The sequence below is a fragment of the Pseudomonas sp. App30 genome (assembly GCF_047947025.1).
In the GTDB taxonomy this organism is placed as follows: domain Bacteria; phylum Pseudomonadota; class Gammaproteobacteria; order Pseudomonadales; family Pseudomonadaceae; genus Aquipseudomonas.
Genome location: NZ_CP133165.1, coordinates 1,878,558 through 1,902,678, shown reverse-complemented (window position 1 = coordinate 1,902,678; position 24,121 = coordinate 1,878,558). Strand labels below are relative to the sequence as shown.

General features: G+C 63.8%; 19 protein-coding genes. 13 read left to right on the top strand and 6 right to left on the bottom strand.

The window, feature by feature from the left end; all coding sequences use genetic code 11:
- Positions 1 to 47 precede the first annotated feature (47 nt).
- Together rlmM and tusA are read left to right on the top strand one after the other, a co-directional pair.
- A complete protein-coding gene (gene rlmM / locus RAM80_RS08665) occupies positions 48 to 1,130 on the top strand; it encodes a 23S rRNA (cytidine(2498)-2'-O)-methyltransferase RlmM (RefSeq protein ID WP_416425852.1) in 1,083 nt (360 codons plus the stop codon).
- A gap of 50 nt (positions 1,131 to 1,180) precedes the next feature.
- Positions 1,181 to 1,432 carry a sulfurtransferase TusA gene (tusA, locus tag RAM80_RS08660; protein WP_416425851.1) on the top strand — a complete coding sequence of 84 codons (252 nt, stop codon included), beginning with the start codon at positions 1,181 to 1,183 and terminating at the stop codon, positions 1,430 to 1,432.
- A 74-nt stretch (positions 1,433 to 1,506) separates the two neighbouring features.
- On the opposite strand, the gene RAM80_RS08655 is transcribed toward tusA, so the two are convergent.
- Together RAM80_RS08655 and RAM80_RS08650 are read right to left on the bottom strand one after the other, a co-directional pair.
- Positions 1,507 to 2,256, bottom strand: a complete 750-nt coding sequence (locus RAM80_RS08655; RefSeq protein ID WP_416425850.1) for an amidohydrolase family protein — start codon at positions 2,254 to 2,256, stop codon at positions 1,507 to 1,509.
- Between the two features lie 19 nt (positions 2,257 to 2,275).
- On the bottom strand, positions 2,276 to 2,638 hold the full coding sequence (locus RAM80_RS08650) for a hypothetical protein (protein ID WP_416425849.1): 363 nt from the start codon (positions 2,636 to 2,638) through the stop codon (positions 2,276 to 2,278).
- A 347-nt stretch (positions 2,639 to 2,985) separates the two neighbouring features.
- On the opposite strand from RAM80_RS08650, the gene RAM80_RS08645 reads away from it, so the two are divergent.
- The 3 genes from RAM80_RS08645 to RAM80_RS08635 all read left to right on the top strand — a co-directional run bounded on the left by RAM80_RS08645 (position 2,986) and on the right by RAM80_RS08635 (position 9,066).
- Positions 2,986 to 7,842, top strand: a complete 4,857-nt coding sequence (locus RAM80_RS08645) for an NAD-glutamate dehydrogenase (RefSeq protein WP_416425848.1) — start codon at positions 2,986 to 2,988, stop codon at positions 7,840 to 7,842.
- Positions 7,843 to 8,018: 176 nt separating this feature from the next.
- The gene (locus tag RAM80_RS08640; protein WP_416425847.1) at positions 8,019 to 8,525 is read left to right on the top strand and encodes a hypothetical protein; all 507 of its coding nucleotides are present in this window, start codon (positions 8,019 to 8,021) and stop codon (positions 8,523 to 8,525) included.
- Positions 8,526 to 8,544: 19 nt separating this feature from the next.
- On the top strand, positions 8,545 to 9,066 hold the full coding sequence (locus RAM80_RS08635) for a hypothetical protein (RefSeq protein WP_416425846.1): 522 nt from the start codon (positions 8,545 to 8,547) through the stop codon (positions 9,064 to 9,066).
- Between the two features lie 174 nt (positions 9,067 to 9,240).
- Here RAM80_RS08635 and acnB read toward each other — a convergent pair whose 3' ends face one another.
- A complete protein-coding gene (gene acnB, locus RAM80_RS08630; RefSeq protein WP_416427438.1) occupies positions 9,241 to 11,850 on the bottom strand; it encodes a bifunctional aconitate hydratase 2/2-methylisocitrate dehydratase in 2,610 nt (869 codons plus the stop codon).
- A gap of 397 nt (positions 11,851 to 12,247) precedes the next feature.
- Here acnB and RAM80_RS08625 point away from each other — a divergent pair, with 397 nt between their 5' ends.
- Positions 12,248 to 12,721 carry a DUF1289 domain-containing protein gene (locus tag RAM80_RS08625; RefSeq protein WP_416425845.1) on the top strand — a complete coding sequence of 158 codons (474 nt, stop codon included), beginning with the start codon at positions 12,248 to 12,250 and terminating at the stop codon, positions 12,719 to 12,721.
- Positions 12,722 to 12,796: 75 nt separating this feature from the next.
- On the opposite strand, the gene RAM80_RS08620 is transcribed toward RAM80_RS08625, so the two are convergent.
- Positions 12,797 to 13,657 carry a universal stress protein gene (locus tag RAM80_RS08620; RefSeq protein WP_416425844.1) on the bottom strand — a complete coding sequence of 287 codons (861 nt, stop codon included), beginning with the start codon at positions 13,655 to 13,657 and terminating at the stop codon, positions 12,797 to 12,799.
- Positions 13,658 to 13,806: 149 nt separating this feature from the next.
- Between RAM80_RS08620 and RAM80_RS08615 the strand changes: the two genes are divergently transcribed.
- The 5 genes from RAM80_RS08615 (at position 13,807) to RAM80_RS08595 (ending at position 19,407) form a co-directional block, all read left to right on the top strand.
- Positions 13,807 to 14,412, top strand: a complete 606-nt coding sequence (locus RAM80_RS08615) for a tRNA-(ms[2]io[6]A)-hydroxylase (RefSeq protein ID WP_416425843.1) — start codon at positions 13,807 to 13,809, stop codon at positions 14,410 to 14,412.
- A gap of 223 nt (positions 14,413 to 14,635) precedes the next feature.
- Positions 14,636 to 15,109: a MarR family winged helix-turn-helix transcriptional regulator gene (locus RAM80_RS08610; protein WP_416425842.1), complete on the top strand. Its 474-nt coding sequence runs from the start codon at positions 14,636 to 14,638 to the stop codon at positions 15,107 to 15,109.
- A complete protein-coding gene (locus tag RAM80_RS08605) occupies positions 15,106 to 16,581 on the top strand; it encodes an efflux transporter outer membrane subunit (RefSeq protein WP_416425841.1) in 1,476 nt (491 codons plus the stop codon). Before RAM80_RS08610 ends, RAM80_RS08605 begins: the two co-directional genes overlap by 4 nt.
- Positions 16,582 to 16,595: 14 nt before the next feature.
- Complete coding sequence (locus tag RAM80_RS08600) at positions 16,596 to 17,813, top strand: efflux RND transporter periplasmic adaptor subunit (RefSeq protein ID WP_416425839.1); 1,218 nt, start codon at positions 16,596 to 16,598, stop codon at positions 17,811 to 17,813.
- Between the two features lie 67 nt (positions 17,814 to 17,880).
- Positions 17,881 to 19,407, top strand: a complete 1,527-nt coding sequence (locus RAM80_RS08595) for a DHA2 family efflux MFS transporter permease subunit (protein WP_416425838.1) — start codon at positions 17,881 to 17,883, stop codon at positions 19,405 to 19,407.
- 145 nt (positions 19,408 to 19,552) lie between these two features.
- Here the strand turns inward: RAM80_RS08595 and lpxH are convergent, their stop codons facing one another.
- On the bottom strand, positions 19,553 to 20,272 hold the full coding sequence (lpxH, locus tag RAM80_RS08590) for a UDP-2,3-diacylglucosamine diphosphatase (RefSeq protein WP_416425837.1): 720 nt from the start codon (positions 20,270 to 20,272) through the stop codon (positions 19,553 to 19,555).
- Positions 20,269 to 20,772, bottom strand: a complete 504-nt coding sequence (locus RAM80_RS08585; protein WP_416425836.1) for a peptidylprolyl isomerase — start codon at positions 20,770 to 20,772, stop codon at positions 20,269 to 20,271. Before RAM80_RS08585 ends, lpxH begins: the two co-directional genes overlap by 4 nt.
- Positions 20,773 to 20,986: 214 nt before the next feature.
- Here RAM80_RS08585 and RAM80_RS08580 point away from each other — a divergent pair, with 214 nt between their 5' ends.
- Both RAM80_RS08580 and cysS read left to right on the top strand, forming a co-directional pair.
- Positions 20,987 to 22,693: a glutamine--tRNA ligase/YqeY domain fusion protein gene (locus RAM80_RS08580; protein WP_416425835.1), complete on the top strand. Its 1,707-nt coding sequence runs from the start codon at positions 20,987 to 20,989 to the stop codon at positions 22,691 to 22,693.
- 9 nt (positions 22,694 to 22,702) lie between these two features.
- On the top strand, positions 22,703 to 24,085 hold the full coding sequence (cysS, locus tag RAM80_RS08575; protein WP_416425834.1) for a cysteine--tRNA ligase: 1,383 nt from the start codon (positions 22,703 to 22,705) through the stop codon (positions 24,083 to 24,085).
- Positions 24,086 to 24,121 lie beyond the last annotated feature (36 nt).

The window sequence follows — 24,121 nt, the reverse complement described above, 5'->3', positions numbered from 1 at the left end:
CGCCATGGCGGCGGCCTACTGTCGGGGCGCCGGTCCAGGAGTGGTTGATGAATACCCTGTTTATGCACTGCCGGCCGGGCTTCGAAGGCGAAGTCTGTTCCGAAATTTCCGAACTGGCCGCGTATTTCGACGTGGCTGGCTACGCCAAGGCCAAGCCGGCCAGCGCTTTCGCCGAGTTCGTCTGCCATGAACCGGCGGACCTTGAGCGGCTGATGGACGAGGTCAACTTCAGCGACCTGATCTTCCCGCGCCAGTGGGCGCGTGGCGCGTTCGTGGAACTGCCGGAAACCGACCGCATCAGCGTGCTGCTCGATGCCCTCGGCGCGTATCCGACCTGCGGCAGCCTGTGGCTGGAAGTGCTGGATACCAACGACGGCAAGGAATTGTCGACCTTCTGTCGCAAATTCGAAGGCCCGCTGCGCAAGGCCCTGCTCAAGGCCGGCAAGCTGGTGGAAGACGATGACCTGCCGCGTCTGCTGCTGACCTTCCGCAGCGGCCGCGAGGTGTTCCTGGGCCTGGCCCCGGCGCACAATTCGGCCATGTGGCCCATGGGCATCCCGCGCCTGAAGTTCCCCCGCGAGGCGCCCAGCCGCTCGACGCTGAAGCTGGAAGAGGCCTGGCACCACTTCATCCCGCGCGACGAGTGGGACGCGCGTCTGTCGGAAGACATGACCGGCGTCGACCTGGGCGCTGCCCCTGGCGGCTGGACCTACCAGTTGGTGCGCCGCGGCATGCTGGTGACGGCCATCGACAACGGCCCCATGGCCCAGAGCCTGATGGACACCGGCCTGGTCACCCACCTGATGGCCGACGGTTTCACCTACAAGCCGCGCCCCACCGTGGACTGGATGGTGTGCGACATCGTCGAGAAACCAGCCCGCAGCGCCTCCCTGCTGGAAACCTGGCTGGGCGAGGGCCTGTGCCGCGAGGCGGTGGTCAACCTGAAGTTGCCGATGAAGCAGCGCTACGCCGAGGTGCGCCGCCTGCTGGAGCGCATCGCCGACGGCTTCAAGGCCCGCGGTATCGAAGTGGAAATCGGCTGCAAGCAGCTGTATCACGACCGCGAGGAAGTGACCTGCCACCTGCGCCGTATCGACACCCCGACCAAGAAGGCCCCGCGCAAGGGGTGACCTGCGCCCGGGCATTGGCTGACAATGCCCGCACGTTTCTGGAGATTTGTATGTCTGAACCTGCTGAACTGGCCGTGGATGGCGTGCTCGACGCCACCGGCCTCAACTGCCCGGAACCGGTGATGATGCTGCACCAGCACGTGCGCGACCTGCCGGCCGGCGGCTTGCTGAAGGTGATTGCCACCGACCCCTCCACCCAGCGCGACATTCCCAAGTTCTGCGTGTTCCTGGGGCATGAACTGGTGGAGCGGCGTGAAGGCGAGGGCACCTACCTCTACTGGATCCGCAAGAAGCTCGATTGATGAGTGTGGGAGCTGGCTTGCCAGCGAGCTGTTGAAGCCCGAAAAGCTCGCCGGCAAGCCGGCTCCCACAACAATCACAACCGATAGAAATCCCGCGCATTGCCCCACAGCACCATCTGCGCACCATCGTCCCCCAGCATGTCCTCCACCAGCCCCAGGTCCTCGACCTGGAACGGCCGCGGCGCCCGCGTGGACGGCAGGTCGGTGCCGAACATCAGTGCGTGGGGATTGGCCGCGTAAATGGCCTGCAACGCCGGCCCCACGGGGAAATCCACCCGGCCGAAGCCGCAGGCCTTCACCCGCACGCCGCGTTCGGCCAGGCGCAACAGCGTGGGCAGGCCGTCACGGCTCAGGCCCAGGTGGTCGATGCTGACTTCCGGCAGGCGCAGCAGGCGCGCCTCCAGCGCGTGCAAATCACGGGAATCGACGTACAGCTCGGCGTGCCAGCCCAGCAGTTCATGCACGCGCTTGGCGAAGGGCTCCAGCTTGTCCAGCTGTTCGGAACCACCGCGCTTGAGGTTGAAGCGCAGGGCGCGCACGCCGTGGCGGTCCAGGTGCTGCAGCTCGGCGTCGGTGACTGAAGCCGGCAGCTGGGTCACCCCGACATAGCCGGGCCCCAGCCGCGCGAGGGCGTCCAGCAGGTACTGCTGGTCGAACACCTGGAACGAGCCCGACACCACCGCGCCGCCACATACGCCCAGCGGCGCGACCTGGGCCTGGTAGTCGTCCACCGTGTAGGTGGGGGGCAGGTAGCCGTCATTGGCGACCAGCGGGAAGCGCGGGTCAATGATGTGGCAGTGAGCGTCGAATACCGGGCGGGTCATGGCGCGCTCCAGGGCGTGATCAGCGGGCGATGTGGCTCACGTAGGTGCCGGTGCCGTCGAGAATGTTGCGCAGGGTTTCCTCGACTTCAGCCAGGTCTACCTGGCCCTTGTCATAGTGGATCACCAGTTCGGCGTCGCCGTTCAATACGTCGGCGTCATCGGCGGCCAGTTCGAACTTCAGGGTGTGCTCGTCCAGGGTGACCTTGAAGTCGCGCACGTAGCACGGCTCTTCTTCGCCCAGGGTGAATTCCACATCGTTGTCATCGGCCATGCGGGTGATGAGGATCATGCCGCCTTTTTCATCGTGGCAGCACACCAGCGCCATGTTGTCTTCTTCGTCGTCACAAGGGTTGACCATCAACTGGCTGGCTTGAAATTGCATGATTGTTTCCACGGTAAGAGGGCAGGCAGGGATTCTGACACTGTTTGCGTCGAATCTGAAACCTGTGTGTGCAACGCCCTGTGTAGCTCGTACGACAACTCCGGATTGACCGAATATGTCGCAGCCCTGCAAGTATCGAAGCTGTTGCCCTGGGTAAGCTGGGGAGTCGGCAAGCGGTCCATTTTGGTGCAACGTCCAAGGCACCGGTTCGGACCCTTGCCCTCGGTGCCGGCAACCTCCGGTATCGGGTTTTTCCTCCCCTCTTGCGGCGGGTTGGCTATGGTTGATCCCAGAGGGGAACACACGCGACGCTTCATTCAAAAACAAGCCCAAGCGGAGTACCACAGATGGCGTTCTTCACCGCAGCCAGCAAAGCCGACTTCCAGCAACAACTGAAAGCGGCCCTGGCGCAGCACGTTAGCGAGCAGGCCCTGCCACAAGTAGCGCTGTTCGCTGATCAGTTCTTCGGCATCATCTCGTTGGACGAACTCACCCAGCGCCGCCTGAGCGACCTGGCCGGCTGTACCCTTTCGGCCTGGCGCCTGCTGGAGCGGTTCGACCACGCCCAGCCCCAGGTAAGGGTGTACAACCCCGATTACGAACGCCACGGCTGGCAATCCACCCACACCGCGGTCGAGGTGCTGCACCACGACTTGCCGTTCCTGGTGGACTCGGTGCGCACCGAGCTCAACCGTCGCGGCTACAGCATCCACACCCTGCAGACCACCGTGCTCAGCGTGCGCCGCGGCGCCGATGGCAGCCTGCTGGAGCTGCTGCCCAAGGGCACCCAGGGCGAGGGCGTGCTGCAGGAATCGCTGATGTACCTGGAGATCGACCGCTGCGCCAACGCCGCCGAGCTCAAGCTGCTGGCCAAGGAGCTGGAGCAGGTGCTGGTGGAAGTGCGCGTGGCCGTGGCCGATTTCGAGCCGATGAAGGCCAAGGTCCGCGAAGTGCTGCAACTGGTGGACCAGAGCCCTTATGGGGTGGATGAAGAGGAAAAGGCCGAGGTCAAGACCTTCCTGGAATGGCTGGTGGCCAACCATTTCACCTTCCTGGGCTATGAAGAATTCGTGGTGGCCAACGACGCCGACGGCGGCCACCTGGTGTACGACGAAAGCTCGTTCCTGGGCCTGACCCGCCTGCTGCGCGCCGGCCTCAGCGCCGATGACCTGCGCATCGAAGACTACGCCGTCAACTACCTGAACGAACCGCTGCTGCTGTCCTTCGCCAAGGCCGCGCACCCCAGCCGCGTGCACCGCCCGGCTTACCCGGACTATGTCTCGGTGCGCCAGCTGGACGCCAACGGCCGGGTGATCAAGGAATGCCGCTTCATGGGCCTGTACACCTCCACGGTGTACGGTGAAAGTGTCCGGCAGATCCCGTACATTCGCCGCAAGGTCGCCGAAATCGAGCGCCGTTCGGGCTTCGATCCCAAGGCGCACCTGGGCAAGGAACTGGCCCAGGTGGTGGAAGTGCTGCCGCGCGACGACTTGTTCCAGACCCCGGTGGACGAGCTGTTCACCACGGTGATGTCCATCGTGCAGATCCAGGAGCGCAACAAGATCCGCGTGTTCCTGCGCAAGGACCCGTACGGGCGCTTCTGCTACTGCCTGGCCTACGTGCCGCGTGACGTCTACTCCACCGAGGTGCGGCAGAAGATCCAGCAGGTGCTGATGGACCGCCTCAAGGCCAGCGACTGCGAGTTCTGGACCTTCTTCTCGGAATCGGTGCTGGCGCGGGTGCAGTTGATCCTGCGCGTGGACCCGAAGAACCGCATCGACATCGACCCGCTGCAGCTGGAAAACGAAGTGGTGCAGGCCTGCCGTTCCTGGCAGGACGACTACGCCAGCCTGACCGTCGAGGCGTTCGGCGAAGCCCACGGCACCAACGTGCTGGCCGACTTCCCGAAAGGCTTCCCCGCCGGCTACCGCGAGCGCTTCGCCGCGCATTCGGCGGTGGTCGACATGCAGCACTTGCTGGCCCTGAACGACAAGCGCCCGCTGGTGATGAGCTTCTACCAGCCGCTGGCGCAGACCGGCAAGCAGCAGCTGCACTGCAAGCTGTACCACGCCGACACGCCGCTGGCGCTATCCGACGTGCTGCCGATCCTGGAAAACCTTGGCCTACGCGTGCTGGGCGAGTTCCCGTACCGCTTGCGCCACACCAACGGCCGCGAGTTCTGGATTCATGACTTCGCCTTCACCGCCGCCGAAGGCCTGGACCTGGACATCCAGCAGCTCAACGACACCCTGCAGGACGCCTTCGTGCACATCGTGCAGGGCGACGCCGAGAACGACGCCTTCAACCGCCTGGTGCTGACCGCCGGCCTGCCGTGGCGCGACGTGGCGTTGCTGCGTGCCTACGCCCGCTACCTGAAGCAGATCCGCCTGGGCTTCGACCTGGGCTACATCGCCAGCACCCTGAACAACCACACCGACATCGCCCGCGAGCTGACCCGGCTGTTCAAGACCCGTTTCTACCTGGCGCGCAAGCTCACCGGCGAAGACCTCGACGACAAGCAGCAACGCCTGGAGCAGGCCATCCTCACGGCGCTGGACGACGTGCAGGTGCTCAACGAGGACCGCATCCTGCGGCGCTACCTGGACCTGATCAAGGCCACTCTGCGCACCAACTTCTACCAACCTGATGCGAACGGCCACGCCAAGTCGTACTTCAGCTTCAAGTTCAACCCCAAGCTGATTCCCGAGCTGCCCAAGCCGGTGCCCAAGTTCGAGATCTTCGTCTACAGCCCTCGCGTCGAAGGCGTGCACCTGCGTTTCGGCAACGTCGCCCGTGGCGGCCTGCGCTGGTCGGACCGCGAGGAAGACTTCCGCACCGAGGTGCTGGGCCTGGTAAAAGCCCAGCAGGTGAAGAACTCGGTGATCGTGCCCGTGGGCGCCAAGGGCGGCTTCCTGCCGCGGCGCCTGCCCCTGGGCGGCAGCCGTGACGATATCCAGGCCGAGGGCATTGCCTGCTACCGCCTGTTCATCTCGGGCCTGCTGGACATCACCGACAATCTCAAGGACGGCGGCGTGGTGCCGCCAGCCAACGTGGTGCGCCACGACGACGATGACCCCTACCTGGTGGTGGCCGCCGACAAGGGCACCGCGACCTTCTCCGACATCGCCAACGGCATCGCCATCGACTACGGCTTCTGGCTGGGCGACGCCTTCGCCTCGGGTGGTTCGGCCGGCTACGACCACAAGAAAATGGGCATCACCGCCAAGGGTGCGTGGGTGGGCGTGCAGCGCCACTTCCGCGAGCGCGGCATCAACGTGCAGCAGGACGTGACCACGGTGATCGGCATCGGCGACATGGCCGGCGACGTGTTCGGCAACGGCCTGCTGATGTCCGACAAACTGCAGCTGGTGGCCGCCTTCAACCACCTGCACATCTTCATCGACCCCAACCCGGACCCGGCCAGCAGCTTCGCCGAGCGCCAGCGCCTGTTCGACCTGCCGCGCTCGGCCTGGAGCGACTACAACACGGCGCTCATGTCCGAAGGCGGCGGTATCTTCCCGCGCAGCGCCAAGAGCATCGCCATCAGCCCGCAGATGAAGCAACGCTTCGACATCCAGGCCGAAAAACTGACGCCTACCGAACTGCTGAACGCCCTGCTGAAGGCTCCGGTAGACCTGCTGTGGAACGGCGGCATCGGCACCTACGTCAAGGCCAGCAGCGAGTCCCACGCCGACGTGGGCGACAAGGCCAACGACGCCCTGCGCGTGAACGGCAATGAGCTGCGCTGCAAGGTGGTGGGCGAGGGCGGCAACCTGGGCATGACCCAGCTGGGCCGCGTGGAGTTCGGCCTGCTGGGCGGCGCCACCAACACCGACTTCATCGACAACGCCGGTGGCGTGGACTGCTCCGACCACGAGGTCAACATCAAGATCCTGCTCAATGAAGCGGTGCAGGCCGGCGACATGACCGAGAAGCAGCGTAACCTGCTGCTGGGCAGCATGACCGACGAGGTTGGCCACCTGGTGCTGGGCAACAACTACAAGCAGACCCAGGCCCTGTCCCTGGCCGCGCGCCGTGCCTACGAGCGCCTGGCCGAGTACAAGCGCCTGATGGCTGACCTGGAGAGCCGTGGCAAGCTGGACCGTGCCATCGAGTTCCTGCCGTCCGAGGAACAGCTGGTGGAGCGCGTGGCGAACAACCAGGGCCTGACCCGGGCCGAGCTGTCGGTGCTGATTTCCTACAGCAAGATCGATCTCAAGGAAGCCCTGCTCAAGTCCCAGGTGCCGGACGACGACTACCTGACCCGCGACATGGAGACGGCGTTCCCGCCGTCGCTGGTCAGCAAGTACGCCGAGTCCATGCGCCGCCACCGCCTGAAACGCGAGATTGTCAGCACCCAGATCGCCAACGACCTGGTCAACAACATGGGCATCACCTTCGTGCAGCGGCTGAAGGAGTCCACCGGCATGAGCCCGGCCAACGTCGCCGGTGCCTACGTAATCGTGCGCGACATCTTCCACCTGCCGCACTGGTTCCGCCAGATCGAGGCGCTGGACTACCAGGTGGCCGCCGAGGTGCAGCTGGCGCTGATGGACGAGCTGATGCGCCTGGGCCGCCGTGCCACGCGCTGGTTCCTGCGCAGCCGCCGCAACGAGCAGGACGCCGGTCGCGACGTGGCGCACTTCGGGCCGCATATCGCCGCGCTGGGCCTGAAGCTGGACGAGCTGCTGGAAGGCCCTACCCGCGAGGTGTGGCAGACCCGCTACCAGGGTTACGTCGAAGCCGGCGTGCCGGAATTGCTGGCGCGGATGGTCGCAGGCACCAGCCACCTGTACACGCTGCTGCCGATCATCGAGGCCTCGGACGTCACCGGCCACAACGCTGCGGAAGTGGCGCGGGCGTTCTTCGCCGTGGGCAGTTCCCTGGACCTGAACTGGTACCTGCAGCAAATCAGCAGCCTGCCGGTGGAAAACAACTGGCAAGCCCTGGCCCGCGAGGCGTTCCGCGACGACATCGACTTCCAGCAGCGGGCGATCACCATCTCCGTGCTGCAGATGGCCGATGGCCCTGCGGACATGGACGCCCGCGTGGAGCTGTGGGCTGAGCAGCACAAGGGCATGGTGGTGCGCTGGCGCGCCATGCTTGAAGAGCTGAAGGCCGCTACCGGCACCGATTACGCCATGTATGCGGTGGCGAACCGGGAGTTGATGGATCTGGCGTTGAGCGGTACATCCAACCCGTGATCCCGTAGGTCATCTAGAAAACCCGTCGCCTGCGACGGGTTTTTTTTACTCCTGCAAACCTGCCCGCTGGAGATCTTTTCGTCCTGCAATGTGCTGGTGCCCCACGTTATGTTGGGAATGTCAGCAGCCCGCTGACAGCGGGCAAAGCCCCGCTTCCAGAGACCAGGGAGGTCATCATGAAGGCGTTGATGGGTACTTCGTTCACCGCTCAGTTGTATAGCATCACCGAAGGGTTTCGCGGGCCAGTGGCCTTTTCCCAAGGCGAGGGCTCGATCAAGAGTGGTTGGATGTTGGTGGGGACTGAGCAAGCACCCGGCCCCCGATTCAGGTTCGACTTTTTAAGCGATCAGGATGATCGCTTCCACTACGCAATCAGGGGCGCTCAAGGCGCCGGCGAATACCAGGATGCGCACCTGGGGGTCAGCCAGGGCGGCTATGCCGGCCTGTATCACGTGGCCGCTGTACACAATGAATGGAAGATTGATTTCTCCGGCCATGAGGATGACCAGACCTTCTGGTTGCGTGACTACGACGGGTTCCGTCTCGGGGTGCTGCCTACGGCTATCGCGACGGGCAGCCGTTACAGCGCTGTATACGTCAGCAAGGAGCGAGTCCTTTACCTCAATGTGCGTGAAGGCACCGTCCTACAGCTCGTCCTGCTCAACCCAGAGCCATTGATCTAGGCAAAAAGGGGGAAGGGTGATGGATTCATTCATCGGACAATACTTTGTGGCCAAGCTTTACTGCGTAACCGAGGGGCATCGAGGCTTTGTCGCCTTGCATCGCGCCAGGGGGCTCGCGGGCGGTGGTTGGCTGGTGCGCAGTGACCAGGCCACCGACGCGGCGAAATTTGCCTTCAGGTACCTGGAGCAACGCGAGAAGCGGATTCATTTCGCCATCAGTGCTGCGGACGATGCTGGAGAGTTTGCCGGTGCCTCGCTGGACGTCAGTCATGGGGGGTACCTGGGCTTGTACCGGGGAGTCACGTCGCCTGTGGTGTGGAAGTTTGAATTGGTTGGCGGCAGCACGCCGGGCCGGGCCGCGCGGTTCGTGTTGCGTGACGCGCAGGGCCGGCGTACAGCGGTGAACCCCATCGTCGAATACACCGGCAGTCGCGGCGATGCTTACTCCGCAAGAGGGCGGCGGGTGGACTACCTGAATACCCGGTCCGGCACCCAGGTTGAATTCGAGACCCGCTGGGTGCGTGCCTTGTCGCCTGCATGAAATTCCGACTTCGAGGGCACGGCATCGTCCTTGGTAACCAGCCAATGTTTCCCGATACCGTGGTGCGGGAGCCCCGGTGTTCCTGCAGCTAGGGGTGGTTTGGCTTGTCTGCGCTTTCAGGAGGCAATAAAAAACCCCGTCACCAGGACGGGGTTTTTTTATTGCCGGTCGGGCTTAGGCCTGAACCACCGGAATGTTCGCGCTGGCAGCAGCCTCGCGGAATTCGGCGATCTGGTCGAAGCTCAGGTAGCGGTAAACGTCGGCAGCCATGCTGTCGATGTTTTTCGCGTACTCCATGTACTCCTCGACGGTTGGCAGCTTGCCCAGGATCGAGGCAACGGCGGCCAGTTCGGCGGAGGCCAGGAACACGTTGGCGCCATCGCCCAGACGGTTCGGGAAGTTACGAGTCGAGGTCGACACCACGGTGCTGTTCGGCTCAACACGTGCCTGGTTACCCATGCACAGCGAGCAGCCCGGCATTTCCATGCGCGCGCCAGCCTTGCCGTAGATGCCGTAGTAGCCTTCCTCGGTCAGCTGGTGGGCATCCATCTTGGTCGGCGGCGACAGCCACAGGCGGGTCGGCAGTTGGCCTTTCACCTGGTCCAGCAGCTTACCGGCAGCGCGGAAGTGACCGATGTTGGTCATGCACGAACCGATGAACACTTCGTCGATCTTCTGGCCTTGAACGGTGGACAGCAGGCGAGCGTCGTCCGGGTCGTTAGGGGCGCAGAGCACTGGCTCCTTGACGTCGGCCAGGTCGATTTCGATGATTTCGGCGTATTCGGCGTCGGCATCGGCGGCCAGCAGTTCAGGGTTGGCCAGCCAGGCTTCCATTGCCTGGGCACGACGTTCCATGGTGCGCGCATCGCCGTAGCCTTCGCTGATCATCCAGCGCAGCAGGGTGATGTTCGACTTCAGGTACTCGGCGATAGCCTTTTCCGGCAGCTTGATGGTGCAACCGGCGGCGGAACGCTCGGCCGAGGCGTCGGACAGTTCGAATGCCTGTTCAACAGTCAGCTCGTCCAGGCCTTCGATTTCCAGGATGCGACCCGAGAAGGCGTTGATCTTGCCTTTCTTCTCGACGGTCAGCAGGCCTTTCTGGATGCCGTAGTAAGGGATGGCATGTACCAGGTCACGCAGGGTGATGCCTGGTTGCAGTTTGCCCTTGAAGCGCACCAGTACCGACTCCGGCATGTCCAGCGGCATGACGCCGGTGGCAGCGGCGAAGGCGACCAGGCCCGAACCTGCAGGGAACGAGATGCCGATCGGGAAGCGGGTGTGCGAGTCACCACCGGTACCGACGGTGTCCGGCAGCAGCATGCGGTTCAGCCAGCTGTGGATGATGCCGTCGCCTGGGCGCAGGGAAACGCCGCCGCGGGTGCGGATGAAGTCCGGCAGGGTGTGGTGGGTGACCACGTCGATCGGCTTCGGATAGGCAGCGGTGTGGCAGAACGACTGCATGACCAAGTCAGCGGAGAAGCCCAGGCACGCCAGGTCTTTCAGCTCGTCGCGGGTCATCGGGCCGGTGGTGTCTTGCGAACCCACGGTGGTCATTTTCGGTTCGCAGTAGGTGCCAGGGCGCACGCCCTTGCCTACTGGCAGGCCGCAGGCTTTGCCGACCATTTTCTGTGCCAGGGTGAAGCCCTTGCCAGTGTCGACCGGCGCTTCCGGCAGCTTGAACAGGTCGGTTGGGCCCAGGCCCAGCTCGGCGCGCGCTTTTTCGGTCAGGCCACGGCCGACGATCAGCGGAATACGGCCACCGGCGCGGACTTCGTCCAGCAGCACCGGGGTTTTCATTTCGAAGGTGGTGATGACTTCGTCGGTACCGTGCTTGCAGACCTTGCCAGCGTGCGGGTACAGGTCGATCACGTCGCCCATGTTGATGTTCGAGACATCGAATTCGATCGGCAGGGCGCCGGCGTCTTCCATGGTGTTGTAGAAGATCGGGGCGATTTTCGAGCCGAAGCAGAAGCCACCAGCGCGCTTGTTCGGCACGTAGGGGATGTCGTCGCCGAAGAACCACAGCACCGAGTTGGTCGCCGATTTACGCGACGAACCGGTACCTACCACGTCACCGACGTAGGCGATCGGGAAGCCTTCGCCACGCATCTGCTCGATCTGCTTCATCGGGCCGATGGAGCCTTGCACGTCCGGCACGATACCGTCGCGGGCCATTTTCAGCATGGCCAGGGCGTGCAGCGGGATGTCAGGGCGCGACCAGGCGTCGGGGGCGGGGGACAGGTCGTCGGTGTTGGTTTCGCCGGTGACCTTGAACACGCGCAGGCTGATCTTGTCGGCCAGCACCGGGCGCTTCTTGAACCACTCGCCGTCGGCCCAGGATTGCAGCACGGCCTTGGCGTGCTCGTTGCCGTTCTTGGCCTTTTCAGCCACGTCGTGGAAGGCGTCGAACATCAGCAGGGTGTGCTTGAGCTGTTCGGCGGCAACAGCGGCCAGCTCGGCGCTGTCCAGCAGCTCAACCATGGTGGCGATGTTGTAGCCGCCCTGCATGGTGCCCAGCAGCTCGACGGCACGTTTCTTGTCGATCAGCGGGGAGGTGGCTTCGCCCTTGGCGATGGCGGAGAGGAAGCCGGCCTTCACGTAGGCCGCTTCGTCCACGCCTGGTGGAACGCGGTTGGTGATCAGGTCGACAAGGACGGCTTCTTCGCCAGCCGGAGGATTCTTCAACAGCTCGACCAGGCCGGCTGTTTGTTCGGCGTTAAGCGGCTGGGGCACGATACCCTGGGCGGCACGCTCTTCGATGTGTTTGCGGTAGGCTTCAAGCACAGTTATTACCCTCATCAGTGGTCCCTGTCCGGGACGCTCATCCAGTCACTTCTGCGCCCATGCACCGCACGGCTTCTCGAGCCGATGAGCCGGGGCTGCAGAAATTCCTTGTAGAAGCTGCTTTCAAAGTTTTACGCCTCCAGAACGGGGAGCTGATGAGGGCTGGCGCCAGGTACTTGTGCCTGCAAATACCTGCGCCAACGCCGTTCTGTCGGATAACTGTGCTCGTGACGCTTTGAAAACAGCTTCTAGCGGACATTGGTGCCTAAAAAGGCAGCGTGATTCTACGGCAAAAAAACAAGAAAGGTAAGTTAAGCCCTACCACTTCAGGGGTGATCATCCTTAGACAAAGGGCTAACATGGCCGCCTGTCTTCTTTGTCAAAGCGTTGCCGGCCCATGTCCAATCAGTCCATCAAGACCCCCTGTGTAGGCCTCTGCTCCACGGTTTACGGGGATCTTGTGTGCCGCGGCTGCAAGCGTTTCCACCACGAAGTGATCCACTGGAACGGTTACGACGACGACGCCAAGCGCGCCGTGTGGCTGCGCCTGGAGCAACTGCTGGTGCAGGTGATGGTGGCCAAGCTCGAAGTCTTCGACAAGGACAAGCTGCGCCTTCAGCTGGAGCAACGCAAGATCCGTTTTGTGCCGAACCAGTCCGAATACTGCTGGGCCTACCAGTTGATCGCCCGTGGCGCGCGGGTGATCAACCAGCTGGAGGCCTACGGCATGGTCCTGCTGCCCGAATTCCGCGACTGGGAGCTGCCGGAATTGCGCGATGCCATTGATCGGGAATTCTTCCTGCTGTCGGAGGCGCATTACGAGCGCTACATAGCGCCCGGTTTTTTGCAGGACGCGTTTCCCGAGGCGTGAGGGCCTGTGGGAGCTGGCTTGCCAGCGAGCTTTGAGGGCCTCAAAAACTCGCTGGCAAGCCAGCTCCCACACAAACTAGCCGCGGGCCAATTCTTCCAGGTGCGCGATGATCTCGTCGGTCTTGAGCACCAGCACGTCACTCTCCAGCGCATCCAGCACCACCTCCGCGGTATTGCCGATCAGCGCCCCTGACACGCCGGTGCGGGCCACGGTGCCGATCACCGTCACGGCGGCGTTGAGCTTCTGCGCGGTGAAGGGAATCAGCACGTCCGCAGGCCCCTCGGCGATGTGCAGGTGGGCGTCGTCGATGTCGAATTCGGCCTGGAATGCCGCGCACTGTTCGCGGTAGCGCGCCTCGATGGTTTCCTTGAGCTGGAACGCCGGGTCCTTGGCCGACAGCATCGGCGAGGGGTGGGCGGCGATCACGTGCAGGTCGCCCTTGGCCAGGCGGGCAATGTCGAAGCCATGTTCGACGATGTTCGCGTGCAGGTGCCGGTGTTCGCCGTCGGCATTGCCCACGTCGACCGCCGCCAGAATCACGCCGTGGGTCCAGGGCCGCTCGCTTTTCACCATCAGCACCGCGCAGGGGCAGTGGCGCAGCAGCTTCCAGTCGCTGGGCGTGAGCAGGAAACGCTTCAGCGCGCTTTCGTGGCGGTGCTGCTTGATCACCAGGCCGCAGCCTTCGGTCTGTTGCACCTTGATGATGGTCTTCTCCAGGTTGCCCTCCCAGGCCTGCTCGGCCGTGGCGCTGAAGCCGTCGTCGTGCAACTGGCTCTTGAGCAGGGTCAGCAGGGCGCTGTGGTCCTGGTGGTGGTCGCACATCAACAGGTGCAGGTGCGCCTGGGTGACGCCGGCGATCAGCTTGGCGCGGGTCAGCGCCTGGCTGTGGGCGTGTTCAGGGTCCAGCACCACCAACAGGCTGCGGATGGTTTGCATGACGGTTCTCCCGGGCGGGTAGGGGCAGGTAGGGTTCTACTATAGACAGCCGCCAGTCCGGCCCATTGACCTCTCTCAAGCATAGCGGCTGGCGATCTGCCGTGGGGTCCGTATAATCGCCGGCTTTTGCCCCGCCCCAGGAGTCGAGCATGCTGTCTGAAATCCATGAGTTCCTCGGTTGCAGGACGCCGCAGGCGTGGGTCGACGCAGCCCTGGTGAACCAGGAAACCATGCTGGTGGACCACAAGAACTGCGAGTTCAAGGCCGCCAGCACCGCGCTGAGCCTGATCGCCAAGTACTGCACCCACGCCGACCTGATCAACTTCATGTCGCGCCTGGCCCGTGAAGAGCTGGTGCACCATGAACAGGTGATCCGCCTGATGAAGCGCCGCAACGTCGAACTGCGGCCGCTGAACGCCGGGCGCTATGCCTCGGGCCTGCGCAAGGTGGTCCGCAGCCACGAGCCGGTGAAGCTGGTGGACACCCTGGTGGTAGGCGCGTTCATCGAGGCGCGCAGCTGCGAACGTTTCGAGGCGCTGGTGCCGCACCTGGACGAAGAGCTGGGCACCTTCTACCACGGCCTGCTGAAGAGCGAGGCGCGGCACTACCAGGGTTACCTGAAGCTGGCGCATCACTACGGTGAGGCCAAGGACATTGCCAAGACCATCGACAAGGTGCGCGAAGTCGAGGCCGACCTGATCCTCAGCCCCGACCCCGAGTTCCGCTTCCACAGCGGCGTGCCTGCCTTCGCTTGACCTTTCTGTAGCCGCTGCCGCCAGGCTGCGCTGGCCCTGATGTTCGCTGCAGTTTTTCAGTGGACTCGAAGACCAGCGCAGCCTGCGGCAGCGGCTACGCGTTTGCGCCTAAACTTTTCCTTCCGCCTGTCGTCCGAATACTAAGCAAGCTAATAAATTTATTTGACATTAGCTGCCTAGGCAGTAACATCTTGTATAAATTACTGCCTAGGCAGGCTTCTTGATGAGACATTTCACCCCGGAAAATTTCCAGCGCTGCACCATCGGCCTGCTGCTGGGCCGTGCGTCGCAGGTCAAGGATCGCATCCTGGACACCCACCTGGTGCCCGAAGGTGTGACCTCGGCGCAGTTCAAGGTGTTGATTTTCATTGACATGTACAAGGTCGATACGCCAGCGGAGCTGTGCCGCTACCTGTCTTTGGACAGTGGTTCCATGACCCGCATGCTCGACCGCCTGGAACAGAAAAACCTGATCACGCGCAAGCGCTGCGCCACGGACCGTCGGCAGATCCGCCTGGCACTGACCGCCGAGGGGCATTCCCTGGCGGAGCGCATGCCACACATTGGCGCCGATGCCATGAACGATTTGGTAGGGGTGCTGGAGCCGACCGAACTGGCGGACCTGGAACGAATCTTAACCAAAGTATTGCTGGCGGCCGGGGACACCCTCACCGCCTTGCGGGTAGGTGAAAAATGAGCGGCAAGTCCTTACGCAACCGGTTCAGCCTGGTGTTCCTGGCCATGAGCCTGGCCGGCTGTGCCAATTTCCATGGCCTGAACACCTCGGGCGTGGCCACCGATGCGAAAACCCTGCAGGCCGATGGCACGCTGAAAGGCGTGACCCTGTCGCCTGCCGCCTGGCCGAAAGCCGACTGGTGGAAAAGCCTGGGCGACGAGCAGCTGGACGGTTTGATCCGCGAAGCCCTGCGCGACAGCCCCGATATGCAGGTGGCCGCGGCCCGCGCCCACCAGGCCACGGCGGCCGCCCTGGCGGCGGACGCTGCGCGCATGCCGACTTTGGATGCCTCGGCGGGCGTGGTGCGTGAGCGCCTGCCCAAGGTGCAGGACCCGCAGGGCGTGGGTGGCCTGTACGCCACCGTGCGCGAGGCGCAACTGTCGTTCAACTACAGCTTCGACCTGTGGGGCGGCCAGCGTGACGCCTGGGAAGCCGCGCTGGGCCAGGCCCGCGCCGCCGAAGTCGACCGCCAGGCAGCCGGGCTTACCCTGGCTGCCGATGTCGCCCGCGCCTACAGTGACCTGGGCCAGGCCTACATCATGGACGACCTGGCCCAGGACGACCTCAAGCGCACCCAGCAGATGCTGAACCTGGGCCAGCGCCGCCTCAAGGCCGGCATCGACAGCGACTACCAGTTCCAGCAGACCGAGAGCCTGGCTGCCAGCTCCCAGGCTTCGGCCGAAGACGCCAAGAAGCGCCTGCAAAGCGCGCGCATCGCCCTGGCGGTGTTGCTGGGCAAGGGCCCGGACCGGGCCAACGAGATCGCCCGGCCGAAAGTGTTGCAGGCCAGCGCCGTGGCGCTGCCATCGGTGCTGCCCGCCGAACTGCTGGGCCGCCGCCCGGACCTGGTGGCCGCGCGCTGGCGCGTGGAGGCTGCGAGCAAGGACGTGGCCGCTGGCAAGACCCGCTTCTACCCCAATCTGAACCTCAGCGCCGCGGCCGGCACCCAGTCGCTGCTGGGTGATTCGCTGTTCGGCGGCGCCAGCCGCCTGTTGAGCATTTCGCCGACGGTGTCGTTGCCGATCTTCGACGGCGGCCGCCTGCGCGCCGACCTCGATGCCCGCGACGCCGACTACGACCTGGCGGTGGCGCAGTACAACAAGAGCCTGGTCAAGGCCCTTGGCGATGTCAGCGACACCATCAACCAGTTGCACGCCATCGACCTGCAGATCAAGGCCCAGGAACGCGCGGCCAGCATCGCCAAGCAGTCCTATGACACCGGCACCCTGCGTTATGGCTCCGGTATCGGCAACTACGTGGACGTGCTGACCATCGAGCAGCAACTGCTGCAGGCACAACGACAACTGGCCAGCCTCAACGCCGAACAGATCGACCTGTCGATCCAGTTGATGCAGGCCCTGGGCGGCGGCTTCTCGGGCGACAGCGTCGCCCAGGCCGCCACTCCTTCCGCACACGCAACGCAGACTGAATAAGCAAGGTATCTGTCATGGCTACTGCCTCCGCTACAAACTCGCCGGACAAGGCTCCGGCAACGGAACAACCCAACGCTGGCAACCCGCGCAAGCGTAAGGTGATGCTGTTCATTCTGCTGTTGCTGGTGATCCTCGGCGGCCTGGCTACCTGGGGCTGGTACGAGGTTTACGGCCGCTGGAACGAAAGCACCGACGACGCCTACGTAAACGGCAACGTGGTGGAAATCACCCCGCTGGTCACCGGCACCGTCACCAGCATTGGCGCCGACGACGGCGACCTGGTGCACGCCGGCCAGGTGCTGCTGGAGTTCGACCCGGCCGACGCCAAGGTCAACCTGCAAAGCGCCCAGGCTAACCTGGCCAAGGCCGTGCGCCAGGTGCGCGGGTTGTACAGCAACGTCGATGGCGCCAAGGCGCAGTTGCTGTCGCGCCAGACCGACCTGAAGAAGGCCCAGGACAACTATGACCGTCGCCGTACCCTGGCCGCCGGCGGGGCTATCTCGCAGGAAGAGCTGAGCCACGCCCGTGATGACCTCAATGCTGCCCAGGCCGCTGTCGTCAACGCCCAGCAGGGCCTGAAAAGCAACACCGCGCTGGTGGATGACACCACCGTGGCCACCCACCCTGACGTGATGGCGGCCGCCGCGCAGCTGCGCCAGGCGTACCTGGCCAACGCCCGTACCACGCTGATCGCGCCGGTCACCGGCTACGTCGCCAAGCGCACCGTGCAGCTGGGCCAACGCATCCAACCGGGCACCGCGACCATGGCCGTGATCCCGCTGGACCAGATCTGGATCGACGCCAACTTCAAGGAAACCCAGCTGAGCAAGATGCGCATCGGCCAGCCGGTGGACATCACCGCCGACCTGTACGGCAGCGACGTCAAGTTCACCGGCACCGTCGACAGCCTGGGCGCCGGCACCGGCAGCGCCTTCGCCCTGCTGCCGGCGCAGAACGCCACCGGCAACTGGATCAAGATCGTTCAGCGCGTGCCCGTGCGTATCCACCTGAACCCGGATGAGCTGAAGGACCACCCGCTGCGCATCGGCCTGTCCACCGTGGTCGACGTCAACCTGCACGACCAGAGCGGCCCGGTGTTGGCCCAGCAGCCGCCGCAGAAAGCCTCGTTCAGCACCCAGGTGTATGACCGTCAGCTGGGTGAGGCCGATGACATGATCACCCGCCTGATCCACGACAACAGCGTCGGCGCCGGCAACACCGCCCAACGCTGATTCGCCGATCCGCAGGCCCCGTGCGCTCGCGCGGGGCCTGTACGCCTCCAACTTCCAGGGATTTGCGATGAGTAACGCTTCCTTCAAGCCGCCCAGCCTGCTGCTCAGCACCATCGGCCTGTCGCTGGCGACCTTCATGCAGGTGCTCGACACCACCATCGCCAACGTGGCGCTGCCGACCATTTCCGGCAACCTGGGGGTCAGCTCCGAGCAGGGCACCTGGGTGATCACCTCGTTCGCCGTGAGCAACGCCATCGCCTTGCCGCTGACCGGCTGGCTGAGCCGTCGCTTTGGCGAGGTCAAGCTGTTCCTGTGGGCCACCATCCTGTTCGTGCTGGCCTCGTTCCTCTGTGGTATCTCCACGTCGATGCCTGAACTGGTCGGCTTCCGCGTGCTGCAAGGCGTGGTAGCGGGGCCGCTGTACCCCATGACCCAGACGCTGCTGATTGCCGTGTACCCACCGGCGAAAAGGGGGATGGCACTGGCACTGCTGGCCATGGTCACGGTGGTGGCGCCCATTGCCGGGCCGATCCTGGGCGGCTGGATTACCGATAGCTACAGCTGGCCGTGGATTTTCTTCATCAACGTGCCGATCGGTATCTTCGCCTGCCTGGTGGTGCGCCAACAGCTGGCCGCACGGCCGGTGGTCACCAGCCGCCAGCCCATGGACTACGTGGGCCTGATTGCCTTGATCATTGGGGTTGGCGCCCTGCAGATCGTGCTCGACAAGGGCAACGACGCCGACTGGTTCGAGTCCAACTTCATCATCATCGGTGCGGTGATCTCGGCCATTGCCCTGGCGTTCTTCGTTATCTGGGAGCTGACCGACGAGCACCCGGTGGTCAACCTGAAGCTATTCAAGTACCGCAATTTCCGCTTCGGCACCATTGTGCTGATCCTGGGGTATGCGGGCTTCTTCGGCATCAACCTGATCCTGCCGCAGTGGCTGCAGACGCAGCTGGGCTACACGGCGACCTGGGCGGGGCTGGCGGTGGCACCGCTGGGTATCCTGCCGGTGCTGATGTCACCGTTCGTGGGCAAGTACGCCACCAAGTTCGACCTGCGCATCCTGGCAGGGCTGGCGTTCCTGGCCATCGGCACCAGCTGCTTCATGCGGGCCGGCTTCACCAACGAGGTGGACTTCAACCACGTGGCGCTGGTGCAGATGTTCATGGGGATCGGCGTGGCGCTGTTCTTCATGCCGACCCTGACCATTCTGCTGTCGGACCTGCCACCCAACCAGATCGCCGACGGCTCGGGCCTGGCCACCTTCCTGCGGACCCTGGGCGGCAGCTTCGCGGCCTCGCTGACCACCTGGATCTGGATTCGCCGGGCGGACCAGCACCATGCCTACCTGACGGAAAGCGTGACCGCCTACGACCCGGCCACCCAGCACACCATCCAACAGATGGGCGGCGCAGGGCTCAAGACCTACCAGCAGCTGGACGGTATCGTCGAGGCGCAGGCGTACATGCTCTCCACCGTGGATTACTTCACGCTGCTGGGCTGGATGTTCATGGGCCTGATCCTGATCGTGTGGCTGGCCAAGCCGCCGTTCGCCGCCAAGGCAGGGCCGGAGGCGGCAGGGCACTGATATCGGCGCCGGCCTTCCCGACCTTCAGGCTCTGTATGAAATGTGTGGAGCTTGCGTGAAATACTGTGGGAGCTGGCTTGCCAGCGAGCTTTTGAGGCCCGAAAAGCTCGCTGGCAAGCCAGCTCCCACACCGTTCATACAGAACCTAGAAAGGGAATGCCGCCAGCGACATGCCCTGTTCATCCACCTGCAACGCCCAGCCATCCTTGTCCCAATCCCCCAGCACAATCCGCCGCGCGGGCGCATCGCCCACGTGCAGCTTGTGGATGGCCGGGCGGTGGGTGTGGCCGTGGATCAGGGTGTTGACCTTGTACTGCGCCATGATCCGTGGCACCTCTTCAGGCGTCACGTCGACGATGTCGTTGGCCTTCATGCGCGTCTGCGCGCGGCTTTCGCTGCGCAGCTTGCGCGCCAGCTTGTGGCGGGTGCGCAGGGGCAGGTGGCGCAGGATGAACAGCGTCAGCGGGTTGCGCAGGATACGGCGCATTTTCATGTAGGCTTCGTCGCGGGTGCACAGGCTGTCGCCGTGCATCAGCAGTACCGGCTCACCGTAGAAATCGACCACGCTGGGGTCTGTCAGCAGCGTGGCGCCGGCCGCCTTGCAGAAGCGCTTGCCAATCAGGAAATCGCGGTTGCCGTGCATCAGGAAGATCTTCGTGCCGCTGTCGCTGAGTGCGCGCAGGGCCTCGCCGATCGAATGCTGGTAGGGGCTCATGCCATCGTCGCCAATCCAGGCTTCGAAAAAGTCCCCCAAGATATAAAGAGCGCTCGCCGAGCGCGCGCGCCCGGCGAGAAACTCCAGGAACGCCCGGGTAATGTCCGGGCGTTCTTCCTGCAGGTGCAGATCGGAGATCAGCAGAATCACTCAATGATCTCGGCTTTCTCGATGACCACGTCTTCTACCGGTACGTCCTGGTGGCCCGACTTGGAGCCAGTGGCCACGCCCTTGATCTTGTCGACCACGTCGTTGCCTTCGATCACTTCACCGAACACGGCGTAGCCCCAGCCTTGCACGGTCGGTGCGCTGTGGTTCAGGAAGGTGTTGTCGGCGACGTTGATGAAGAACTGCGCCGAAGCCGAATGCGGCTCCATGGTGCGGGCCATGGCAACGGTGTACTTGGTGTTGGAGAGGCCGTTGTTGGCTTCGTTCTGGATGCTTGGGCGCTTGTCTTTCTTTTCCTTCATGCCTGGCTCGAAACCGCCGCCCTGGATCATGAAGTTGCTGATGACACGGTGGAATACGGTGTTGGCGTAGTGGCCAGCGTTGACGTACTCGATGAAGTTGGCCACGGTTTTCGGGGCTTTTTCAGCGTTCAGCTGCAGCACGATGTCGCCGAAGTTGGTAGTCAGTTTTACTTTGGACATTTCAGGATTCGCTCTTCTTTAGAGAATTTGGCGGGTCGTTTATAACCCTGACGCGCAGTTTACAGGTCGCGATACGCATTTCGAGGCTGTTTTTTCGCAGACGGCCGGCGAAACCCGGCAGACTGGCCTGTCAGCGACTTGACAGCTTCGGCTATGATAAGCGCTTTGATTTAGTCGGCCTACCCATGGCCACAGGTACGTTTTCAAGGATCCTATGAGCAAGCCCACCGCCGATAACGCTCCCAATGCCGCAAACGCCAAAGGCGCGCCGGTAGTTCCCACCAATTTCCTGCGGCCGATCCTGCAGGCCGACCTGGACTCGGGCAAGCACGCCAGCATCGTCACCCGCTTCCCGCCGGAGCCCAACGGCTACCTGCACATTGGCCACGCCAAGTCGATCTGCGTGAACTTTGGCCTGGCCAAGGAACTGGGCGGCGTCTGCCACCTGCGCTTCGACGACACCAACCCGGCCAAGGAAGACCAGGAATACATCGACGCCATCGAGCGCGACGTGAAATGGCTGGGCTTCGACTGGGCCGGCGAAGTGCGCTACGCCTCGCAGTATTTCGACCAGCTGCATGACTGGGCCGTCGAGCTGATCAAGGCCGGCAAGGCCTACGTCTGCGATCTGACCCCCGAGCAGGCCCGCGAATACCGCGGCAGCCTGACCGAGCCAGGCAAGAACAGCCCGTTCCGCGAGCGTGCGGTGGAAGAGAACCTGGACCTGTTCGCGCGCATGAAGGCCGGCGAGTTCAAGGACGGCGAGCGCGTGCTGCGCGCCAAGATCGACATGGCCTCGCCGAACATGAACCTGCGCGACCCGATCCTGTACCGCATTCGCCATGCCCACCACCACCAGACCGGTGACACGTGGTGCATCTACCCCAACTATGACTTCACCCATGGCCAGTCCGACGCCATCGAAGGCATCACCCACTCCATCTGCACCCTGGAGTTCGAAGGCCATCGCCCGCTGTACGACTGGTTCCTGGACAATCTGCCGGTGCCCAGCCACCCGCGCCAGTACGAGTTCAGCCGCCTGAACCTGAGCTACACCGTGACCAGCAAGCGCAAGCTCAAGCAACTGGTCGACGAGCAGCACGTGCATGGCTGGGACGACCCGCGCATGTCCACCCTGTCGGGCTTCCGCCGTCGTGGCTACACCGCCGCGTCGATTCGCAACTTCTGCGAAATGATCGGCACCAACCGTTCCGACGGCGTGGTGGACATGAACATGCTGGAATTCAGCATCCGTGACGACCTGGACCGCAACGCCCCGCGCGCCATGTGCGTGCTGCGCCCGCTGAAGGTCACCATCACCAACTACCCGGAAGGCCAGGAAGAAACCCTGGAGCTGCCACGCCACCCGAAAGAAGACATGGGCATGCGCGTGCTGCCGTTCGCCCGCGAGATCTACATCGACCGCGACGACTTCATGGAAGAGCCGCCCAAGGGCTACAAGCGCCTGGAGCCAGCCGGTGAAGTGCGCCTGCGCGGCAGCTACGTGATCCGCGCCGACGAAGCCATCAAGGACGCCGACGGCAACATCGTCGAACTGCTGTGCAGCTACGACCCCGACACCCTGGGCAAGAACCCCGAGGGCCGCAAGGTCAAGGGCGTGATCCACTGGGTGCCGGCCGCCGCCAGCGTCGAATGCGAAGTACGCCTGTACGATCGCCTGTTCCGCTCCCCGAGCCCGGAAAAGGCCGAGGAGGGCGCAAGCTTCCTGGACAACATCAACCCTGATTCGCTGCAAGTGCTGACTGGTTGCCGCGCGGAGCCATCGCTGGCCCACGCACAGCCGGAAGACCGCTTCCAGTTCGAGCGCGAAGGCTACTTCTGCGCCGACCTGAAAGACACCCAGCCTGGTCGTCCGGTATTCAACCGTACTGTCACCCTGCGCGACTCGTGGGGCAGCTAAGGAATCATCGTGCTATCGATCTACAACACGCTCACCAAGAGCAAGGAAGTCTTCAAGCCGCTGGACGGCAACAAGGTGCGGATGTACGTGTGCGGCATGACCGTGTACGACTTCTGCCACATTGGCCATGGCCGCAGCATGATCGCCTTCGACCTGGTGACCCGTTGGCTGCGCCATAGCGGCTACGACCTGACGTACGTGCGCAACATCACCGACATCGACGACAAGATCATCAACCGCGCGCGGGAAAACGGCGAAAGCTTCGACGCCCTCACCGAACGCATGATCGCCGCGATGCACGAGGACGAGGCGCGCCTGAACATCCTCAAGCCGGACCTGGAGCCGCGTGCCACCGACCATATCGCCGGCATGCACGCCATGATCCAGACCCTGATCGACAAGGGCTTCGCCTACGCCCCGGGCAACGGCGACGTGTACTACCGCGTCGGCAAGTTCGTGGGTTACGGCAAGCTGTCGCGCAAGAAGATCGAAGACTTGCGCATCGGTGCCCGCATCGAAGTCGACGAGGCCAAGCAGGACCCGCTGGACTTCGTGCTGTGGAAAGGCGTGAAGCCGGGCGAGCCAAGCTGGGAGTCGCCATGGGGCCCGGGCCGTCCGGGCTGGCACATCGAGTGCTCGGTGATGTCGACCTGCTGCCTGGGCGACACCTTCGACATCCACGGCGGTGGCAACGACCTGGAGTTCCCGCACCACGAGAACGAGATCGCCCAGAGCGAGGCCGCCACCGGCCAGCAGTACGCCAACGCCTGGATGCACTGCGGCATGATCCGCATCAATGGCGAGAAGATGTCCAAGTCCCTGGGCAACTACTTCACCATTCGCGATGTGCTGGCCAAGTACCACCCGGAGGTGGTGCGCTACCTGCTGGTGTCCAGCCACTACCGCAGCTCCATCAACTACTCGGAAGAGAGCCTGAAGGAGTCCAAGGGCGCGCTGGAGCGCTTCTACCATGCGCTCAAGGGCCTGCCGAGCGTGGCCGCCGCCGGTGGCGAAGAGTACGTGACGCGTTTCACCGACGCCATGAACGACGACTTCGCCACCCCGGAAGCCTGCGCGGTCCTGTTCGACCTGGTGCGCGAGATCAACCGCCTGCGCGACAGCGACCTCGACGCCGCCGCCGGCCTGGCCGCGCGCCTGCGCGAGCTGGGCAGCCTGCTGGGCGTGCTGCAGCTGGAAGCCGATGACTTCCTGCGTGCTGGTGCCGAAGGCAAGGTTGACGCCGCTGAAGTCGACGCGCTGATCGCCGCGCGCCTGGCGGCGCGTGCCGGCAAGGACTGGGCCGAGTCGGACCGCATCCGCGACCAGCTGACCGCCATGGGCGTGGTGCTGGAAGACGGCAAGGGCGGCACCACCTGGCGCCTGGCCGACTAAGCGGCATGCTGTAGAAAAAAAACCGGCCAATTGGCC

Bases quoted from the DNA above. Each gene is read 5' to 3' on its own strand.
- tusA (WP_416425851.1), top strand. From the start codon at position 1,181: ATGTCTGAACCTGCTGAACTGGCCGTGGATGGCGTGCTCGACGCCACC.
- RAM80_RS08580 (WP_416425835.1), top strand. From the start codon at position 20,987: ATGAGCAAGCCCACCGCCGATAACGCTCCCAATGCCGCAAACGCCAAA.
- RAM80_RS08650 (WP_416425849.1), bottom strand. From the start codon at position 2,638: ATGCAATTTCAAGCCAGCCAGTTGATGGTCAACCCTTGTGACGACGAA.
- RAM80_RS08645 (WP_416425848.1), top strand. From the start codon at position 2,986: ATGGCGTTCTTCACCGCAGCCAGCAAAGCCGACTTCCAGCAACAACTG.
- RAM80_RS08595 (WP_416425838.1), top strand. From the start codon at position 17,881: ATGAGTAACGCTTCCTTCAAGCCGCCCAGCCTGCTGCTCAGCACCATC.
- RAM80_RS08625 (WP_416425845.1), top strand. From the start codon at position 12,248: ATGTCCAATCAGTCCATCAAGACCCCCTGTGTAGGCCTCTGCTCCACG.
- RAM80_RS08620 (WP_416425844.1), bottom strand. From the start codon at position 13,657: ATGCAAACCATCCGCAGCCTGTTGGTGGTGCTGGACCCTGAACACGCC.
- RAM80_RS08605 (WP_416425841.1), top strand. From the start codon at position 15,106: ATGAGCGGCAAGTCCTTACGCAACCGGTTCAGCCTGGTGTTCCTGGCC.
- RAM80_RS08635 (WP_416425846.1), top strand. From the start codon at position 8,545: ATGGATTCATTCATCGGACAATACTTTGTGGCCAAGCTTTACTGCGTA.
- RAM80_RS08600 (WP_416425839.1), top strand. From the start codon at position 16,596: ATGGCTACTGCCTCCGCTACAAACTCGCCGGACAAGGCTCCGGCAACG.
- RAM80_RS08610 (WP_416425842.1), top strand. From the start codon at position 14,636: ATGAGACATTTCACCCCGGAAAATTTCCAGCGCTGCACCATCGGCCTG.
- RAM80_RS08585 (WP_416425836.1), bottom strand. From the start codon at position 20,772: ATGTCCAAAGTAAAACTGACTACCAACTTCGGCGACATCGTGCTGCAG.
- RAM80_RS08655 (WP_416425850.1), bottom strand. From the start codon at position 2,256: ATGACCCGCCCGGTATTCGACGCTCACTGCCACATCATTGACCCGCGC.
- RAM80_RS08615 (WP_416425843.1), top strand. From the start codon at position 13,807: ATGCTGTCTGAAATCCATGAGTTCCTCGGTTGCAGGACGCCGCAGGCG.
- RAM80_RS08640 (WP_416425847.1), top strand. From the start codon at position 8,019: ATGAAGGCGTTGATGGGTACTTCGTTCACCGCTCAGTTGTATAGCATC.
- rlmM (WP_416425852.1), top strand. From the start codon at position 48: ATGAATACCCTGTTTATGCACTGCCGGCCGGGCTTCGAAGGCGAAGTC.